8 protein-coding genes are annotated in these 14762 nt (G+C 67.3%); 3 read left to right on the top strand and 5 right to left on the bottom strand.

Annotation, left to right across the window (positions count from 1 at the left end):
* The first annotated feature begins 47 nt into the window (after positions 1 to 47).
* The 3 genes from ACCQ05_RS10345 to ACCQ05_RS10355 are packed head-to-tail and all read left to right on the top strand — an operon-like array spanning position 48 to position 7770.
* On the top strand, positions 48 to 1181 hold the full coding sequence (locus ACCQ05_RS10345) for an efflux RND transporter periplasmic adaptor subunit (RefSeq protein ID WP_372393692.1): 1134 nt from the start codon (positions 48 to 50) through the stop codon (positions 1179 to 1181).
* A complete protein-coding gene (locus ACCQ05_RS10350; RefSeq protein WP_372393694.1) occupies positions 1178 to 4687 on the top strand; it encodes an efflux RND transporter permease subunit in 3510 nt (1169 codons plus the stop codon). The genes ACCQ05_RS10345 and ACCQ05_RS10350 overlap by 4 nt, the downstream gene beginning before the upstream one ends.
* On the top strand, positions 4684 to 7770 hold the full coding sequence (locus tag ACCQ05_RS10355) for an efflux RND transporter permease subunit (RefSeq protein ID WP_372393696.1): 3087 nt from the start codon (positions 4684 to 4686) through the stop codon (positions 7768 to 7770). Before ACCQ05_RS10350 ends, ACCQ05_RS10355 begins: the two co-directional genes overlap by 4 nt.
* An 854-nt stretch (positions 7771 to 8624) precedes the next feature.
* Here ACCQ05_RS10355 and ACCQ05_RS10360 read toward each other — a convergent pair.
* The 5 genes from ACCQ05_RS10360 to zwf all read right to left on the bottom strand — a co-directional run bounded on the left by ACCQ05_RS10360 (position 8625) and on the right by zwf (position 14600).
* The gene (locus tag ACCQ05_RS10360; protein ID WP_104542166.1) at positions 8625 to 9284 is read right to left on the bottom strand and encodes a bifunctional 4-hydroxy-2-oxoglutarate aldolase/2-dehydro-3-deoxy-phosphogluconate aldolase; all 660 of its coding nucleotides are present in this window, start codon (positions 9282 to 9284) and stop codon (positions 8625 to 8627) included.
* Positions 9285 to 9335: 51 nt separating this feature from the next.
* Positions 9336 to 11252, bottom strand: a complete 1917-nt coding sequence (gene edd / locus ACCQ05_RS10365) for a phosphogluconate dehydratase (protein WP_372360393.1) — start codon at positions 11250 to 11252, stop codon at positions 9336 to 9338.
* Between the two features lie 197 nt (positions 11253 to 11449).
* Positions 11450 to 12169 carry a 6-phosphogluconolactonase gene (pgl, locus tag ACCQ05_RS10370; protein ID WP_372393700.1) on the bottom strand — a complete coding sequence of 240 codons (720 nt, stop codon included), beginning with the start codon at positions 12167 to 12169 and terminating at the stop codon, positions 11450 to 11452.
* Positions 12166 to 13173: a glucokinase gene (gene glk / locus ACCQ05_RS10375; protein WP_372393702.1), complete on the bottom strand. Its 1008-nt coding sequence runs from the start codon at positions 13171 to 13173 to the stop codon at positions 12166 to 12168. Before glk ends, pgl begins: the two co-directional genes overlap by 4 nt.
* Entirely contained in the window at positions 13170 to 14600 is a 1431-nt protein-coding gene (gene zwf, locus ACCQ05_RS10380) for a glucose-6-phosphate dehydrogenase (RefSeq protein ID WP_372393704.1), read from the bottom strand. Before zwf ends, glk begins: the two co-directional genes overlap by 4 nt.
* Positions 14601 to 14762: the final 162 nt, after the last annotated feature.

Below are 14762 nucleotides of genomic sequence, written 5' to 3' on the forward strand. Positions count from 1 at the left end.
GTTTACTTGCCTACAACACCTGTTCACGCATCCACTAGGACACGACGATGTCGCCACTCTCCTTCTTGCCCCGCCGCAGCGGAACCTGCGCCGCGGCACTGTTGATCACCACCGGCCTGTTGTTGGGCGGTTGCAAGGCCGGCGATGGCGAGGCCAAGGCAGCGGAAGAAAAGAAGGCCGTGGATGCCGTGCCGGTGGAAACGGCCAAGGCCGCGCGGCGTGCGGTGGCCGCCAGCTATACCGGTACCGCTGCACTGGAGCCGCGTGCCGAAGCGCAGGTGGTGGCCAAGACCTCCGGCGTGGCACTGGCAGTCATGGTGGAAGAAGGCCAGAAGGTCTCGGCCGGACAGGCGCTGGTGCGGCTGGATCCGGACCGTGCGCACCTGGCCGTGGCGCAGAGCGAAGCGCAGTTGCGCAAGCTGGAAAACAGCTATCGCCGCGCCACCCAGCTGGTGGGCCAGCAGCTGGTGAGCGCAGCCGATGTCGACCAGCTCAAGTTCGACGTCGAAAACAGCCGTGCGCAGCATCGGCTGGCGTCGCTGGAGCTGTCCTATACCACCGTGCAGGCGCCGATTTCCGGGGTGATCGCCTCGCGCTCGATCAAGACCGGCAACTTCGTGCAGATCAACACGCCGATCTTCCGCATCGTCGACGATTCGCAGTTGGAGGCCACGCTCAACGTGCCCGAGCGCGAACTGGCGACGCTCAAATCCGGCCAGCCGGTGACCTTGCTGGCCGATGCGCTGCCGGGCCAGCAGTTCGTGGGCAAGGTGGACCGGATTGCGCCGGTGGTGGATTCGGGCAGCGGCACGTTTCGGGTGGTCTGCGCGTTCGGCAAGGGTGCCGAGTCGCTGCAGCCGGGCATGTTCGGACGCATCCGCATCGATTATGACCAGCGCAAGGACGCCCTGGTGATTCCGCGCCTTGCGCTGCTGGACGATGGCGAACCGGCGGTGTTCGTGGTGCGCAATGGCAAGGCCAACCGGGTGCCGGTGAAGCTGGGCTATGCGGAAGGGCCCTGGCTGGAAGTGCGGCAAGGCCTGAAGGAGGGCGACCAGGTGGTGACCGCCGGCAAGGTGGCGCTGCGCGATGGCACCGCCGTGCAGGTGATCGGCCAGCCGGATCGCAAGCCGGTTGCAGCTACGGCATCGGCAACCGGCAGCGACGGGAAGCGCTCATGAGCGATCACGCTGATCCGCACGGACCCTTGCACGACCCGCATGCGCCACCGTCTGGCGGTGGTGGCCTGGTGGCCTTCGCCACGCGGCGGCGGGTGACCATCGCGATGATCACCGTGACCATGCTGCTGTTCGGCCTGATTGCGCTGCGCAGCCTCAAGGTCAACCTGCTGCCGGACCTGAGCTATCCCACGCTCACCGTGCGCACCGAATACACCGGCGCGGCGCCGGCGGAGATCGAGACGCTGGTGACCGAACCGGTGGAAGAAGCGGTTGGCGTGGTCAAGAACCTGCGCAAGCTCAAGTCGATCTCGCGTACCGGGCAGAGCGATGTGGTGCTGGAATTCGCCTGGGGCACCAATATGGACCAGGCCAGCCTGGAGGTGCGCGACAAGATGGAAGCGCTGTCGCTGCCGCTGGAAACCAAGCCGCCGGTACTGCTGCGCTTCAATCCGTCGACCGAGCCGATCATGCGCCTGGCGCTGTCGCCCAGGCAGGCGCCGGCCTCGGACGCCGATGCGATCCGCCAGCTTACCGGGCTGCGTCGCTACGCCGACGAAGATCTGAAGAAGAAGCTCGAACCGGTGGCCGGCGTGGCCGCGGTCAAGGTGGGCGGCGGTCTGGAAGACGAGATCCAGGTCGACATCGACCAGCAGAAGCTCGCCCAGCTCAACCTGCCTATCGATAACGTGATCACCCGGCTCAAGGAGGAGAACGTCAACATCTCCGGTGGCCGGCTGGAAGAAGGCTCGCAGCGCTATCTGGTGCGCACCGTCAACCAGTTCGTGGATCTGGACGAGATCCGCAACATGCTGGTCACCACGCAGAGCAGCAGCGGCAGTGCCGCCGAAGCGGCGATGCAGCAGATGTATGCCATCGCCGCGTCCACCGGTTCGCAGGCGGCGCTGGCTGCGGCGGCCGAAGTGCAGAGCACCTCGTCGTCGTCCAGCAGCAGCATCGCCGGCGGCATGCCGGTGCGGCTGAAGGACGTGGCGCAGGTGCGCCAGGGCTACAAGGAACGCGAGGCCATCATCCGCCTGGGCGGCAAGGAGGCGGTGGAGCTGGCCATCTACAAGGAAGGCGATGCCAATACCGTGTCCACTGCCGCGGCGCTGCGCAAGCGCCTGGAGCAACTGAAGGCGACCGTGCCGGGCGATGTGGAGATCACCACCATCGAGGATCAGTCGCACTTCATCGAACACGCGATCAGCGACGTCAAGAAGGATGCGGTGATCGGCGGCGTGCTGGCGATCCTGATCATCTTCCTGTTCCTGCGCGATGGCTGGAGCACGTTCGTGATCAGCCTGTCGCTGCCGGTATCGATCATCACCACGTTCTTCTTCATGGGCCAGCTGGGGCTGAGCCTCAACGTGATGTCGCTGGGCGGCCTGGCGCTGGCCACCGGGCTGGTGGTGGACGACTCCATCGTGGTGCTGGAAAGCATCGCCAAGGCGCGCGAGCGCGGCCTGAGCGTGCTGGAAGCGGCCATTGCCGGTACCCGCGAGGTGAGCATGGCGGTGATGGCCTCCACGCTGACCACCATTGCGGTGTTCCTGCCGCTGGTGTTCGTCGAGGGCATCGCCGGGCAGCTGTTCCGCGACCAGGCGCTGACGGTGGCGATCGCCATTGCGATCTCGCTGGTGGTGTCGATGACGCTGATCCCGATGCTGAGTTCGCTCAAGGGCGCGCCGCCGATGGCGTTTCCGGACGAGCCCAGCCACCCGCAATGGCAGCCCGAGCGACGCTGGCTCAAGCCGGTGGCAGCCGGCCAGCGTGGCGTCGGGGCGAGCGTGCGTTATGCGTTCTTCGGCGTGGCGTGGGCAGTGATCCGGCTGTGGCGCGGACTGGCACGGGTGGTGGGGCCGGTAATGCGCAAGGCCAGCGATCTGGCGATGGCGCCGTATGGGCGCGCCGAGCGTGGCTACCTGGCGATGCTGCCGGCCGCCTTGCGCCGGCCTTGGCTGGTGCTGGGGCTGGCGGCCGCGGCGTTCGTCGGCACGCTGCTGCTGGTACCGCTGCTGGGCGCGGACCTGATCCCGCAGCTGACGCAGGACCGCTTCGAGATGACGGTGAAGCTGCCTTCCGGCACCCCGCTGGCGCAGACCGATGCGCTGGTGCGCGAGTTGCAGCTGGCCCACGACAAGGACCCGGGTGTGGCCTCGCTGTATGGCGTCAGCGGCAGCGGCACGCGGCTGGATGCCAATCCCACCGAAAGCGGCGAAAACATCGGCAAGCTCACCGTGGTGATGGCCGGTGGCGGCAGCCCCGAGGTGGAAGCGGCGGCCACGCAGCGGTTGCGCAGCAGCATGGTCGGGCATCCCGGCGCGCAGGTGGATTTCGCGCGGCCGGCATTGTTCAGTTTTTCCACGCCGCTGGAAGTGGAGCTGCGCGGGCAGGACCTGGGCGAGCTGGAGCAGGCCGGACAGAAACTGGCCGCGATGCTGCGCGCCAACGGCCACTATGCGGACGTGAAGTCCACTGTCGAGGAGGGTTTTCCGGAAATCCAGATCCGCTTCGACCAGGAGCGCGCCGGTGCGCTGGGACTGACCACGCGCCAGATCGCCGATGTCATCGTCAAGAAGGTGCGCGGCGACGTGGCCACGCGCTACAGCTTCCGCGATCGCAAGATCGACGTGCTGGTGCGTGCGCAGCACAGCGACCGCGCCAGCGTGGAGGCGATCCGTCAGTTGATCGTCAACCCGGGCAGCAGCCGGCCGGTGCGTCTGGCGGCGGTGGCCGAGGTGATGGCGACCACCGGCCCCAGCGAGATCCATCGCGCCGACCAGACGCGGGTGGCGATCGTGTCGGCCAGCCTGAAGGACATCGACCTGGGCGGCGCGGTGCGCGAAGTCGAGGCGATGGTGCGCAGGGATCCGTTGGCGGCTGGCGTGGGCATGCATATCGGCGGGCAGGGCGAGGAACTGGCGCAATCGGTGAAGTCGCTGCTGTTCGCGTTCGGGCTGGCGATCTTCCTGGTCTATCTGGTCATGGCCTCGCAGTTCGAATCGCTGCTGCATCCGTTCGTCATCCTGTTCACCATCCCGCTGGCGATGGTGGGCGCGGTGCTGGCGCTGCTGATGACCGGCAAGCCGGTCTCGGTGGTGGTGTTCATCGGGCTGATCCTGCTGGTGGGCCTGGTGACCAAGAACGCCATCATCCTGATCGACAAGGTCAACCAGTTGCGCGAAGAAGGCGTGCCCAAGCGCGAGGCCCTGATCGAGGGTGCGCGCTCGCGCCTGCGGCCGATCGTCATGACCACGCTGTGTACGCTGTTCGGGTTTCTGCCACTGGCGGTGGCGATGGGCGAGGGCGCGGAAGTGCGCGCGCCGATGGCCATCACCGTGATCGGTGGCCTGCTGGTGTCCACGCTGCTGACCTTGCTGGTGATCCCGGTGGTCTACGACCTGCTGGATCGCCGTGCCGATGCCTACTACCTGGAACGTGGCCGGCGCATGGCCCGGCGGCAGGCGCCGGAAAGCGGGCATGGCGACGGACTGGAGGCGGTATGAGCGTTGCCGCCTTCAGTATCCGTCGCCCGGTCACCACCATCATGTGCTTCGTCTCGCTGGTGGTGGTGGGGCTGATCGCCGCGTTCCGGCTGCCGCTGGAAGCCTTGCCCGACATCTCCGCGCCGTTCCTGTTCGTGCAGTTGCCGTACACCGGCTCCACTCCGGACGAGGTGGAGCGCAACCTGGTGCGGCCGGCCGAAGAAGCCTTGGCCACGATGACCGGCATCAAGCGCATGCGCTCGACCGCCACCGCCGATGGCGCCAACATCTTCATCGAGTTCAGCGACTGGGACCGCGACATCGCCATCGCCGCATCGGACGCACGCGAGCGGCTGGACGCCATCCGCGACGACCTGCCGGACGATCTGCAGCGCTTCCATATCTTCAAGTGGTCCAGCAGCGACGAGCCGGTGCTCAAGGTGCGCCTGGCCAGCCAGACCGACCTGACCGGCGCCTACGACATGCTCGACCGCGAGTTCAAGCGGCGCATCGAGCGCATTCCCGGCGTGGCCAAGGTGGAGATTTCCGGCGCACCGCCCAACGAGGTGGAGATCGCGATCGCGCCGGACCGGCTTACCGCACACGACCTCAGCCTCAACGATCTGAGCGAGCGTCTGGGCAAGCTCAATTTCTCGGTGTCGGCCGGGCAGATCGACGACAACGGCCAGCGCATCCGCGTGCAGCCGATCGGCGAGCTGCGCGATCTGCAGGAACTGCGCGAGCTGGTACTCAATGCCAAGGGCCTGCGCCTGGGCGATATCGCGCAGGTGCGCCTGAAGCCCACGCGCATGAACTACGGGCGGCGGCTGGATGGGCGCCCGGCGATCGGCCTGGATATCTACAAGGAACGCAGCGCCAATCTGGTGGAAGTCTCGCGGCTGGCCTTGCAGGAAGTCGAAGACATCCGCGCGGAACCGGCGATGCGCGACGTGCAGATCAAGGTGATCGACAACCAGGGCAAGGCGGTGACCTCGTCGCTGGCCGAACTGGCCGAGGCCGGCGCGGTCGGCCTGTTGCTGTCGATCACGGTGCTGTTCTTCTTCCTGCGGCACTGGCCCTCGACCCTGATGGTCACGCTGGCGATTCCGATCTGCTTTGCGATCACCCTGGGCTTCATGTACTTCGTCGGGGTCACGCTCAACATCCTGACCATGATGGGGCTGCTGCTGGCGGTGGGCATGCTGGTGGACAACGCGGTGGTAGTGGTGGAAAGCATCTACCAGGAACGCGAGCGCCTGCCAGGCCAGCCGCAGCTGGCGGCCTTGCTGGGCACGCGCAGCGTGGCGATCGCGCTCAGCGCCGGCACCCTGTGCCACTGCATCGTGTTCGTGCCCAACCTGTTCGGCGAGACCAACAACATCTCCATCTTCATGGCGCAGATCGCGATCACCATTTCGGTGTCGCTGTTGGCCTCGTGGCTGGTGGCGATCAGCCTGATCCCGATGTTGTCGGCGCGCATGAAGACGCCGCCGATGGTGACCTCCGAGCGCGGCGTCATCGCCAGGCTGCAGCGGCGCTATGCACGCATCCTGGCGTGGACGCTGGCGCACCGCGGCTGGAGCGTCACCGGCATCATCCTGGTCAGCGTCATCAGCGTGGTGCCGATGAAGCTGACCAAGGTGGACATGTTCGGCGGCGATGGAGGCAACGAGGCCTTCATCCAGTACCAGTGGAAGGGCTCGTATACGCGCGAGCAGCTGGGGGAGGAGATCGGCCGTGTGGAGAATTACCTCGAAGCCAATCGCGCCAGGTACCACATCACCCAGATCTATTCGTGGTTCAGCGAGGTGGAAGGCAGCAATACGGTGGTGACCTTCGACGCCAGCAAGGTGAAGGATCTGCCGCCGCTGCTGGAGAAGATTCGCAAGGAACTCCCGCGCTCGGCGCGCGCCGACTACAGCATCGGCAACCAGGGCGATGGCGGCAACGGCAACCAGGGGGTGCAGGTGCAATTGGTCGGCGATTCGACCGAGGCGCTGAAGTCGCTGGCCGACGATGTGGTGCCGTTGCTGGCGCAGCGCAAGGAACTGCGCGACGTGCACGTGGATACCGGCGACCGCACCAGCGAACTGGCGATCCGCGTCGACCGCGAACGCGCCGCGGCGTTCGGCTTCAGCGCCGAGCAGGTGGCCAGTTTCGTGGGCCTGGCGCTGCGCGGCACGCCGCTGCGCGAGTTCCGGCGTGGCGACAACGAGGTGCCGGTGTGGGTGCGTTTTGCCGGCGCCGAGCAGAGCAAGCCGGAAGACCTGGCGGGCTTCACCGTGCGCACCAAGGACGGCCGCAGCGTGCCGTTGCTGAGCCTGGTGGACGTGCAGATCCGGCCCGCCGCCACCCAGATCGGCCGCACCAACCGCCAGACCACGCTGACCATCAAGGCCAATCTGGCCGAAAAAGTCACCATGCCGGAAGCGCGCGCGGCGATGGAAAAGCCGCTCAAGGCGATGAGCTTCCCGGCCGGCTACAGCTATACCTTCGACGGCGGCGATTACCAGGACGACGGCGAGGCGATGGGCCAGATGGTTTTCAACCTGGTGATCGCGCTGGTGATGATCTACGTGGTGATGGCGGCGGTGTTCGAGTCGCTGCTGTTCCCGGCGGCGATCATGAGCGGCGTGCTGTTCTCGATCTTCGGGGTGTTCTGGCTGTTCTGGATCACCGGTACCTCGTTCGGGATCATGTCCTTCATCGGCATCCTGGTGTTGATGGGCGTGGTGGTGAACAACGGCATCGTGATGATCGAGCACATCAACAACCTGCGCCGCCGCGGCATGGGCCGCACCCAGGCGCTGGTGGAAGGCTCGCGCGAGCGGTTGCGGCCGATCATGATGACGATGGGTACCGCCATTCTGGCGATGGTGCCAATCTCGCTGACCAGCACCACCATGTTCAGCGACGGGCCGCCGTACTTCCCGATGGCCCGCGCCATCGCCGGTGGCCTGGCGTTTTCCACCGTGGTGAGCCTGCTGTTCCTGCCGACCATCTACGCCATTCTCGATGACATGAGCAACGGCGCCGCCGCGCTGGTGCGACGCGCGCGTGGTGTGCCGAAGGCACTGCCTGCGAATGCTGCGTTGGAGTCCTGAGCAACGCACTGTGCAGTGCCGTAGACAACGTAGGGCGCATCAAGCCCCTCTCCCGTCGGGAGAGGGGTTGGGGTGAGGGTACGGTTTCATCGGATGGCGTGAGAACCGGAACACCACCCGTCACAGGCACCAGCGCTTTGGGGTGCTGGCTTCGGCGGGCGGCGGCAGCGCGGCCGGGCATTGGCTACCCGGCGCGGCAGACATCCTGTCTGACGCGCCGTCGCGGCACATCCCTGTGCCGCTCTCCGCCAATGCCCGGCCACGCTGCCGCCTCGGCGCGTAGTTGTTTTGACTTCTCTTGCGCATGAGAGCAGCAGCGCTTCCGGTGGTCGCACTCAGCGTTTACAACTCGCTCACCAAGTTCGCGAGCATCTGGTCCCGACCTAAATGCGATGACGACAGCTGCATCAGGCCCGTGCCGGGAGCGTGGTTGGGGTGAGGGTACGGTTGCACCAACTGGTAAGGCGATCAAAGCACCATCCCGTCGAATGCAGTGGCTTGACAGTCACTGGTAGGCTTCGACGGCAGGCGGCAGCGCGGCCGGGCATCGGCTCTTCGGCGCGGCAGACATCCTGTCTGACGCGCCGTCGCGGCACATCCCTGTGCCGCTCTCCGCCGATCCACGGCCACGCTGCCGCCTCGGTTTGTCATTGCCATGGCTTCTGACAACAACAGTCGCGTGGCCAGCGATGCTTCGAAAGGTCCTTGTCAGCCTACGATCGAGCACTGGGGGAGGCGTTGCTACGCAGGAACACCTGATCCACAACCCTTGTTGAGACGATCAACACGTCCTTTCCGGCGCGCAGATCCAGACACGCACGGTCATCAAGTCGTCCGACGAAGCGCCCAGCACATCAGCCCGCCCGCACCTGCCGCACGATCGCCGCAGCCTTGGCCGAGCTGTCCTTGACCTTGTCCCACTGGCCCTGTGCCAACCACTCCTTGGGCACCATCCACGAACCGCCGATGCAGACCACATTCGGCTGCGACAGGAACTCGGCCGCGTTGGCTTCGCTGATGCCGCCGGTCGGGCACAGCTTGAGCTCGGACAGCGGGCCGGCCAGGCCCTTGAGCATCTGCAGGCCGCCCACCGCAGTGGCCGGAAACAGCTTGCACACGCGGAAACCCAGGCCCATCAGGGTCAGCAGCTCGGTCGGCGTGGCGGCACCGGGCACCGCCGGGATCGGCGCATCGGCCAGCAGGCGCGCCAGCGGGGCCGGCGTGCCGGGAGTCACCAGGAAGTCCGCACCGGCATCCACCGACTGCCGCAGCTGCAGTTCGCTCAACACCGTACCGGCGCCGATCACGATATTGGGCAGTTCGCGCTTGAGCATGGCCAGCGCATCGATCGCCACCGGCGTGCGCAGGGTCAGCTCGATGGCGGGCAGGCCGCCTTCCAGCAGCGCGTCGGCGACGCGGCGTGCCTGGTCCAGCGTATCGACGGTGACCACCGGCAGGATGCCGGCGTCGCGCAGCAGCTGTTCGGCGGTGTTCTGGGTCTGGGCAATCGTCATTGCAGCTCCATTAGACGGCGGCCGCCAAAGCAGCCGCGCAGAGGGAAGGGGTCAGGCGTCCTTGGACTCGTGCGGTGCAGCGGCGGCAGCGGCATCGGCGCCCAGTTCGTATTCGGCGTCGTAGCTCCACAAGGCGCCGTCCGGATGGGTCGGGCCGCAGGAAATCGAGATCGCCCCCTGGTCGGCCGGGCCGACCACCTGGCGGTTGATGCCGAACAGGTTGCGGCCCAGATCGTTGCCGGCCACCGCGGTGTTGGGCGCCACCTCGCGCGAGGCCCATTCTTCGGCCGACACCAGCACTTCCAGGGTGCCGGCTTCGCCGTCCAGGCGCACGATGTCGCCTTCGCGCACGCGCCCGATCGGGCCACCACGTGCGGCCTCGGGGGTCAGGTGGATGGCCGCCGGGAACTTGCCCGAGGCACCGGACAGGCGGCCGTCGGTCACCAGCGCCACGCGCCGGCCCTGGTTCTGCAGCAGGCCCAGCAACGGCGCCATCGAATGCAGCTCCGGCATGCCGTTCGCCCGCGGGCCCTGGTAGCGCAGCACCACCACGAAGTCGTGCGGCAGCACGCCGGCGGCATGCAGCTTGTTGAGCACCTGCGGGGTGTCGATCACCACGGCAGGTGCCTCGATCTTGCGGTGCTGCGGCTTCACCGCCGACAGCTTGATCAGCGAACGGCCCAGGTTGCCGCGCAACAGGCGCAGGCCGCCCTGCGATTCGAACGCATCACTGACCGGGCGCGCGACGCTGTCGTCGGCGGTGGTCGCAGTGCCGGGCACGTACACGACCTTGCCGTCCTGCAGGCGCGGCTCGTTGACATAGGTGCGCATGCCACCCTCGACCACGGTGGGCAGGTCGTCGTGCATGTAGCCGGCATCCATCAGTTCGCGGAACACGAACGCGGTGCCACCGGCGGCCTGGAAGCGGTTCACGTCGGCTTCGCCGTTGGGGTAGACGCGGGTCAGCAGCGGCACGGTCTGCGAGATCAGGTCCATGTCGTCCCAGGTCAGCACGATGCCGGCCGCGCGCGCCACGGCGATCCAGTGGATGGTGTGGTTGGTCGAGCCGCCGGTGGCCATCAGCGCGACCACCGCGTTGACGATGGCGCGTTCGTCGATCAGCCGGCCGAACGGGCGGAAGTCCTGGCCCAATGCCGAGATCGCCAGTGCGCGCGCGGTGCCCTCGCGGGTCAGCGCATCGCGTAGCGGCTGTTCCGGATTGACGAACGAGGCGCCGGGCAGCTGTACGCCCATCGCTTCAAGCAAGACCTGGTTGGAATTGGCGGTGCCGTAGAAGGTGCAGGTGCCGGGCGAGTGATAGGACGCCGATTCGGCTTCCAGCAGCTCGGCGCGAGTGGCTTCGCCGGCCGCATAGCGCTCGCGCACCTCGGCCTTCTGCTTGTTCGGAATACCGGGCGTCATCGGGCCGGCCGGCATGAAGATCGCCGGCAGGTGCCCGAATGCCAGCGCGCCGATCAGCAGCCCCGGCACGATCTTGTCGCATACGCCCAGGTACACCACGCTGTCGAACATGTCGTGGCTCAGGCCGATCGCGGCAGCCTGGGCGATGTTGTCGCGCGAGAACAGCGACAGCTCCATGCCGGCGCGGCCCTGGGTGACGCCGTCGCACATCGCCGGCACCCCGCCGGCCACCTGCGCGGTGGCGCCGAGCGCGCGCGCGGTGTCGCGGATCAGCTGCGGGTAATGCTCGAACGGCTGGTGCGCCGACAGCATGTCGTTGTAGGCGGTGATGATGCCCAGGTTGGGCGTGGCCGCCCCGCGCAGACGCGATTTGTCGGTGGGCTCGGAGGCCGCAAAACCATGCGCGAGATTGCCGCAGCTCAACCGGCTGCGGAATGGACCCTCACGCAGGGCGGCATCGATGCCGGCCAGATAGGCCGCACGCGAAGGCGCGCTGCGCTTGCGGATGCGGTCGGTGACAGCTTGGATGTTCGGATGCAGGCTCATTGGCTACCGGCTATGAGAAACGGGGGGATGTGGTGCGTGGACGTGGAATTCTGCATGTCTGCGCGGCGGCTGGAACGGGCATGGGGTCACCGAAGCGGCATGCGCCTATCCACAATTCTGCACGCGCCCTGCAGCGTGCTGGCGGCTGCAGGAGGGCGCCATCGCAGGCATGCCGCAGCGTGCAACCGCGCGACGCATCAGGCGCACCAGTGCACACGCAGCTTGGGGCCCGGCTGCTGCAAGGCCACGCGGATCGGGTACTGGCTGATGTCGTCGCCGGCCAGCGCCGCGGCCAGCACCTCGAGCTTCTGCTTGCCGCGCAACAGCAACAGGCGGCTGGGGATCGGCGCCAGCCCCGCCGGGGTCAGGGTGATGCGCAGCGGCCATTGATTGGCGCCCGGACAACCGGTGGCATCCAGGGACGCGTACGGCTGCGGGCTGGCGAGCGCTTTCGGCAGTTCGGTCGAGCCAGGGAACAGCGAGGCGGTGTGGCCGTCGCCGCCCATGCCCAGCACCGCCAGGCAGGCCGGTTCGGCGTGGGTGGCCTGCAGGTTCGCGGTGTGCACGCATTCGGGCAGTTGCTTGCCCGGGCGAACCAGCGGGATGAAGGTGGCTGCCGGCGCATGGGCCAGGAAGCTGTGCTTCACCAGCCAGGCATTGCTGTCCTTGTCCTGCGGCGAGAGCCAGCGCTCATCGACCAGGCCCACCTCCACCCGCGACCAATCCAGCGGACGATGCGCCAGCGATTCGTAGACCGGCGCAGGCGTGGTGCCGCCGGAGAGCAGCATGCGCGCCTGGCCGCGGCGCGAGATTTCCCGTTCCAGCAGCTCGGCCATTTCGCTGGCCACCGCCTCGGTCCATTCGGCCGGGTCCTCGTAACGCACCAGGGTGATGCGCGGGTCGTCCTGCGGGCTCATCGTTGTTCTCCTGGATGCTGCCGTTCGGCATCCACGGCATACGCCGCGGCGCCCAGCAGGCCGGCGTGGGGGTGCATGACCGCCAGCGAGGGCACCTTGGACATGATCGCGGAGAACCGGCCCTTGTGCTCGAAGCGCTGGCGAAAGCCGGAATGCTGCAACGAATCCAGCACCTTGGGGACCAGTCCGCCAGTCAGGAAGACACCGTCCCACGCACCCTGCATCAGCACCATGTCGCCGGCGATGGCACCGAAGATGGCGCAGAACAGATCGATGGTGCGCGACGAGCGAGGGTCGCCGGCGGCGGCGCGGGCGGTGATGTCCTTGGGCTGCAGCGGGCCCGGGTCGACCCCGGCAATCTCGCTCAACGCGCGATGGATGTTCACCAAGCCCGGGCCGCAGATCAGCCGCTCGTTGGAGACCCGGCCGAACTGCTCGGAAAGGATTTCCAGGATGCGGATTTCTTCCGGCGTGCCCGGTGGGAAGCTGACATGGCCGCCTTCGGTTTCCAGCGGAAAACAGCGCCCGTTGCGGATGATCAGGCCACCGACGCCCAGCCCGGTGCCCGGGCCGATCACGCCGTAGTTGCGCGGCTGATCGATCGGCGCCGGCCGCCAGCTGGCGCCACCGACCTGCACCACGTCCTGCGGGCGCAGCAGGCTGATGGCCATGGCCTGCGCGGCGAAATCGTTGATCAGGTGCAAGGTGCTGAAGCCGAGCATGCTGGCGGTGCGCGTGCGCGAGATCACCCAGGGGTGGTTGGTGATGCGCGCCTCGTCGCCATCCACGCGCCCGGCCACCGCGAACACGCCCTTGGTGGCCTGCACGCCGATCTGGTCGAGGTAGTAGCGCGCCGCTTCACCGAGCGATGCGAACTCCACCACCGCGAACTCGCTCGAGGTGTCGTCTAGCAACGGTACCGAGGCATCGACATCGGCCAGCGCGAAGCGCGCATTGGTTCCGCCGATATCGGCAACCAGCACCGGCTTGGAAGGAGCGGTCATGCGTTGTTTCCCTGTGCATCGGTGGCGGGCGGCAGGAACGGTGCGGCGGTGTCCGGGCCCCAGCTGCCGGCCGGGTAGGGCTGCAGCGGAAGCTGGGCCGCGGCCCAGGCATCGCTGACGCTGTCGATCCAGGCCCAGGCGGCCTTGACCTCGTCGTCGCGCACGAACAATGCCGGGTTGCCGTTGAAGGCATCGACGAACAGGCGCTCGTAGGCGATACGGCGGTGCAGGCCGGTGGGTACCGACAATTCCAGTTCCAGCGGCTGCAGTTCGATCGCGCCCCATTCCGGGCCGGCCAGGCTGCTCATCAGGCCCAGCTCGATGTTTTCCTGCGGCTGCAACTGGAAGGTGAGGCGGTTGGGCACTGCGTTCTGCCGGTCGGGCCGCTCGAACAGCCAATGCGTCACCGGCTTGAGCGTCACCACGATGCGGGTGGAGCGCTCGGCCAGGCGCTTGCCGGTGCACAGGTGGAACGGCACCCCGGCCCAGCGCCAGTTGTCGATATGCGCGGTCACCGCAACGAAGGTTTCCACCTCGCTGCCTTCCGGCGGGTGGTAGGCCTGCGCGGGCTGGCCGTTGATGGTGCCGGCGGTGTAGCGGCCGCGCACGCTGTCATGCGCGGCATGCTCGGCGGTCATCGGGCGCAGCGCGCGCAGTACCTTGACCTTCTCGTCGCGGATGCGGTCGGCTTCCAGCGAGGCCGGCGGCTCCATCGCCACCAGGCACAGCAGCTGCAGGATATGGCTCTGCACCATGTCGCGCAGCGCACCGGAGCGGGCGTAGTAGGCGTCGCGCCCGTCCACGCCTTCGCTTTCGGCCACCAGGATCTGCACCGATTCGATATAGGTACGGTTCCAGACCGCCTCGAGCAGGGTATTGCCGAAGCGCAGCGCCACCAGGTTCTGCACCGCCGCCTTGCCCAGGTAATGGTCCAGGCGGAACACGCGGTCTTCGTCGATCAGCGCGCCGATCGACTGCAGGATCTCGCGGGCGCTGTCCGAGTCGTGGCCGATCGGTTTTTCCAGCATCAGCCGGTGCGGTGCGGCCAGTGCGCCCCCCAGGGCCAGGCCCTGGCAGGTGCTGATGTACAGGCCCGGCGGAATCGCCAGGTAGCTGACAATGCGGCGGCTTGCCAGCTCGCGGACCGCATCGGCCACCGACTCGGCATTGCGCAGGTCCACCGAGCGGTAATCGATCCGCTGCAACAGCGCGGCGATCTGCTCGGGCGTGGCGATCGGCAGCGCTTCGGTCAGTCGCGGGCGCAACACCTCGCGGAACGCCTCGGTGTCGTGCGGCGACAACGCCAGCGCACGCACGCGGAAGTCCTCCGGCAGCAGGCCATCGACGAACAGCCGCAGCAGGGAAGGAAACAGGTAGCGCTGGGCGAGATCGCCGGTGGCGCCGAACAGGATCAGGGTGTTGTGCATGGATCGCGTTTCGGATTCTGGGGACATCGTTATCAGCGGCTTGGCGGAAAGGCGCCGGGGTGGCGGCGGTCGGTACGTCTGTTCCTGAGCGACACTTGCGTGCGCGCAGCGGGGGATGGACGCTGACGCCCAATCCCCGATTGTTGCAGCAACTGGCGGCCA

The sequence above is a fragment of the Xanthomonas sp. NCPPB 3582 genome, from assembly GCF_041475735.2.
In the GTDB taxonomy this organism is placed as follows: domain Bacteria; phylum Pseudomonadota; class Gammaproteobacteria; order Xanthomonadales; family Xanthomonadaceae; genus Xanthomonas; species Xanthomonas codiaei.

Coding starts and splice junctions, on each gene's coding strand:
- ACCQ05_RS10350 (WP_372393694.1), top strand. CDS start 1,178: ATGAGCGATCACGCTGATCCGCACGGACCCTTGCACGACCCGCATGCG.
- ACCQ05_RS10345 (WP_372393692.1), top strand. CDS start 48: ATGTCGCCACTCTCCTTCTTGCCCCGCCGCAGCGGAACCTGCGCCGCG.
- glk (WP_372393702.1), bottom strand. CDS start 13,173: ATGACCGCTCCTTCCAAGCCGGTGCTGGTTGCCGATATCGGCGGAACC.
- pgl (WP_372393700.1), bottom strand. CDS start 12,169: ATGAGCCCGCAGGACGACCCGCGCATCACCCTGGTGCGTTACGAGGAC.
- ACCQ05_RS10360 (WP_104542166.1), bottom strand. CDS start 9,284: ATGACGATTGCCCAGACCCAGAACACCGCCGAACAGCTGCTGCGCGAC.
- ACCQ05_RS10355 (WP_372393696.1), top strand. CDS start 4,684: ATGAGCGTTGCCGCCTTCAGTATCCGTCGCCCGGTCACCACCATCATG.
- edd (WP_372360393.1), bottom strand. CDS start 11,252: ATGAGCCTGCATCCGAACATCCAAGCTGTCACCGACCGCATCCGCAAG.
- zwf (WP_372393704.1), bottom strand. CDS start 14,600: ATGCACAACACCCTGATCCTGTTCGGCGCCACCGGCGATCTCGCCCAG.